The sequence below is a fragment of the Duganella sp. BJB1802 genome (assembly GCF_013369445.1).
Taxonomy (GTDB): Bacteria; Pseudomonadota; Gammaproteobacteria; order Burkholderiales; family Burkholderiaceae_D; genus Rugamonas; species Rugamonas vulcania_A.
In genome coordinates this window covers 1-2923 of record NZ_JABWEF010000046.1, presented here as the reverse complement: position 1 = coordinate 2923, position 2923 = coordinate 1, and the positions used below count along the sequence as shown (strand labels likewise).

Sequence of the window (2923 nt, the reverse complement as noted above, 5' to 3'; positions counted from 1 at the left end):
GTGAGGGTCACCCGGGAATTGGGGCGCCGGGCGCGGGGCCGGCCGCCCCCATGCTTACACCCCTTCCCGCACGAACACGCGCAGGCGGTGGCCGTCGCGGTCGATGGCCATGAAGGTGTAGCCGAAGTCCATCGCCACCGGGCGCTGGGCGATGGTCACGCCGCGCGCCGACCAGTCGGCGTACATGTCGTTGAGCACGCTGCGGTCGTCGACGCGGATGCACAGCTCGGCGCCACCGCCCGAGGCCAGCGCCTTCGGCTCGACCGTGTGGCGCGACCACAGGCCCAGCATCAGGCCCGAGGACAGCGCGAACAACGAGAAGGTCGGCGAGACGTCCACCGGCTGCTGGCCCAGCAGGTCGGCGTAGTAGGCGGCGCTGGCGACCGGGTCGTCGACATACAGCAGGACATAGTTAGGATTGATCATGGTGTTCTCCTGGTGGGTTGGCGCGGCGCGCCATGTCGGCGCCGCATGACCCTTATGCTAATGGCAAGCTGCGACAGTTTCTGTCAGGAGCGTGCCGCCCTTGCGCACATTCCCGCGTGGCCGGAATCCAACGGTCCGGGCAGGCGGCGGGCCGCCGGCTATTGGCGGATCGGCGCGCCAGCGTATATGCTGAGGACATGGCTCTCCACCGAGCCACGCAGAAAGCCCACGAACATGAAGCGCCGCGTCCTCCTCCAGCTTGCCCTGCTGCCATGGCTGCCCGCCGTGGCGACGGCCAAGCCCGTCATCAACGTCTCCACCCTGCTGGGCGAAGACCCGGCCACCGACGTCGCCGAACAGGTGCTGCGCGAAGCCTACCACCGCCTCGGCTACCAGCTGGAGGTGCACCGTCTGCCGGGCGAGCGCACGCTGATCTACGCCAACGAAGGGCGCATGGACGGCGAGCTGTACCGCAAGCTGGGCATGGACCGCCTGTACCCCAACCTCATCATCGTGCCGGTGCCGCTGCTGACCTACGAGATCGTGGTCTTCACCCACGGCACCGAGTTCGTGCTCAACGGCTGGGACAGCCTCAAGCCCTACACCATCGGCCATGTGCGCGGGATCAAGATCGTGCAGGAGAACACCGTCGGCATGCGCACCGAGGCTGTGCCGACCATGACACAGGCGTTCCAGAAGATGATGGTGGGCCGCACCGACCTGGTGGTCGGCAATCGCCTGTCGGGCATGGCGGTGATCAGGAACCTCAAGCTCGACGAGGTGCGCGTGCTCAACCCGCCGCTGGCCTCGTTCCCGGTGTACCACTACCTGAACAAGCAGCACGAAGCGCTGGCCGCGCCGCTGGCGGCCGTGCTGCGCCAGATGCGCGCGGAAAAGGCGATCGAGGCGATCCAGCAGCGCGTGGCGAACGGTTCGTAGGCGGGCGCCCGTCCTACAACCGTGCGGGCCGATCCCGTAACGAACGACAACGCCAGCCGGTTACACTCTCCATTTAACCAAAAGACAAATCGGAGAGCGCAATGCTTAACCTGTCCAGCCAAGGCCGGACCTTCCTTATCTTCGTCGGCGCGCTGGACGTCGACGCCAGCGGCCACGAAATACTCGTCGGCCTGACCGCGCTGGAATCGAGCGACTTCCTCAGGCACCAGGCGTTCACCGACCAGCTCCAGATCGGCCGTGGCGCGGCCCGCTTCCTGCTGTTGATGGAACGCCACCTCACGGCGCGCCGGCTGGCGCGCAAGCTCAGGTAATGCCGTGCAGGCGCTTGAACAGGCCGACCAGGTCGATGTACCACGCGGCGGCATACAGGCCGATGCCCACGGCGACGATCAGGGCGGCATACACTGCGGATTTTTTCATGGCGTGTCCTTTCAAAGACTGGCAAGCGTTTGATGAATGCTGAGGCGCGAGGCCGACCACGCCGGCAAGCCGCTCGCCAGCAAGGCGCCCAGCAAGACCATGGCCAGCCAGGCCAGCGCGCCGGCGGCCGACACGGTCAGCGGAAAGGCCAGCCCGAACAGCAGCTCGCCGAGATAGGCGCCGATGGCCGCCGACAGCGGCAATGACAGGGCCAGCGCCAGCGGCACGCTCATCAGCGCTACCAGCACGCCCTCGGCCAGCACATTGCGCAGCACCACGGCCGAACTGGCGCCGATGCTGCGCATGATGCCGAACTCGCGTCCGCGCTCGGCCACGTTGCTGCCCATCGCCGAGCCCAGCCCGAACAGGCCCACCGCCGCCATCAGCAGCGCGATGAACAGCATGGCCGCGATCAGCAGGTCGAAATGGCCGTCGACCTCCTTGCGCAGCATGGTCTCCGTCATGTTCATGCGGACCTCGATGCCGGCGCCGGCCAAGGTGCGGCCGATGTCCCGCGCCGCCTGCGCGATGGCCGCCTCGTCGTGCGCGCGCAGCACCACGCGGTAGCTGGCGGCCTGCCCCGGGCGCCCGGCCATGCGCGCATAGGTCGGCGCCGAGACGAACACCGTAGCCGCCGTCATGTCCTGGCGCGCGATGCCGGCCACCCGCAAGGTCAGCGTGCGGCCATGGGCGGCGATGCCGATGCCGCCGCCGACCCGCGCCTGCGGGAAGAACTCCAGCGCCGCGCTGTTCAGCACCACCTCGCCGGACTGGCCGTCGGCCAGCCAGCGGCCGGCCAGCATCTCCAGGCTGAGCGTGGCGTTGTGCTCCGGCACCGCCTGCACCGCCAGCGTGCCGTGCGCGCCGTCGGGATAGACCCGCTCGATCTCCAGGCCGTCGGCGCGTTCGCGTGCCACGCTGCTGCGCTCCCACGCCTCGACCAGCGCCACCTGGGGCAGCGCGCCCAGCAGCCGCGTGACCTGCTCGACCGGCGCCGGGCGGGCCAGCGTGGTTTCGATGTCGTAGTGGCGCTCCGACGCCGCCACCACCAGGTGCCGCGCCGACGCCGCCCGGATATTCAGGCTGCTCATGTACATGGCGCCGGCCAGTGCCAGCA

The 2923-nt window shown here is 68.7% G+C and carries 5 protein-coding genes; 2 read left to right on the top strand and 3 right to left on the bottom strand.

The window, feature by feature from the left end; translation table 11 throughout:
* Positions 1 to 54: 54 nt before the first annotated feature.
* Entirely contained in the window at positions 55 to 426 is a 372-nt protein-coding gene (locus tag HUX88_RS31750) for a VOC family protein (RefSeq protein ID WP_117015752.1), read from the bottom strand.
* A 234-nt stretch (positions 427 to 660) separates the two neighbouring features.
* On the opposite strand from HUX88_RS31750, the gene HUX88_RS31745 reads away from it, so the two are divergent.
* Complete coding sequence (locus tag HUX88_RS31745) at positions 661 to 1365, top strand: ABC transporter substrate-binding protein (protein WP_176364364.1); 705 nt, start codon at positions 661 to 663, stop codon at positions 1363 to 1365.
* A 101-nt stretch (positions 1366 to 1466) separates the two neighbouring features.
* Positions 1467 to 1697, top strand: a complete 231-nt coding sequence (locus HUX88_RS31740; RefSeq protein ID WP_176364363.1) for a hypothetical protein — start codon at positions 1467 to 1469, stop codon at positions 1695 to 1697.
* Here the strand turns inward: HUX88_RS31740 and HUX88_RS31995 are convergent.
* Both HUX88_RS31995 and HUX88_RS31735 read right to left on the bottom strand, forming a co-directional pair.
* Positions 1690 to 1806, bottom strand: coding sequence for a YdgA family protein (locus HUX88_RS31995; RefSeq protein ID WP_217916528.1), 117 nt, complete (start codon positions 1804 to 1806; stop codon positions 1690 to 1692). The two genes, HUX88_RS31740 and HUX88_RS31995, sit on opposite strands and share 8 nt — an antisense overlap.
* Positions 1807 to 1817: 11 nt before the next feature.
* Positions 1818 to 2923, bottom strand: a 1106-nt coding sequence (locus HUX88_RS31735) for an ABC transporter permease (protein ID WP_176364362.1), incomplete at its 5' end; no start/stop codon positions are given.

Excerpts from the sequence above, each read along its gene's own strand:
- HUX88_RS31750 (WP_117015752.1), bottom strand. The coding sequence starts at position 426 with ATGATCAATCCTAACTATGTCCTGCTGTATGTCGACGACCCGGTCGCC.
- HUX88_RS31745 (WP_176364364.1), top strand. The coding sequence starts at position 661 with ATGAAGCGCCGCGTCCTCCTCCAGCTTGCCCTGCTGCCATGGCTGCCC.
- HUX88_RS31740 (WP_176364363.1), top strand. The coding sequence starts at position 1,467 with ATGCTTAACCTGTCCAGCCAAGGCCGGACCTTCCTTATCTTCGTCGGC.
- HUX88_RS31995 (WP_217916528.1), bottom strand. The coding sequence starts at position 1,806 with ATGAAAAAATCCGCAGTGTATGCCGCCCTGATCGTCGCCGTGGGCATC.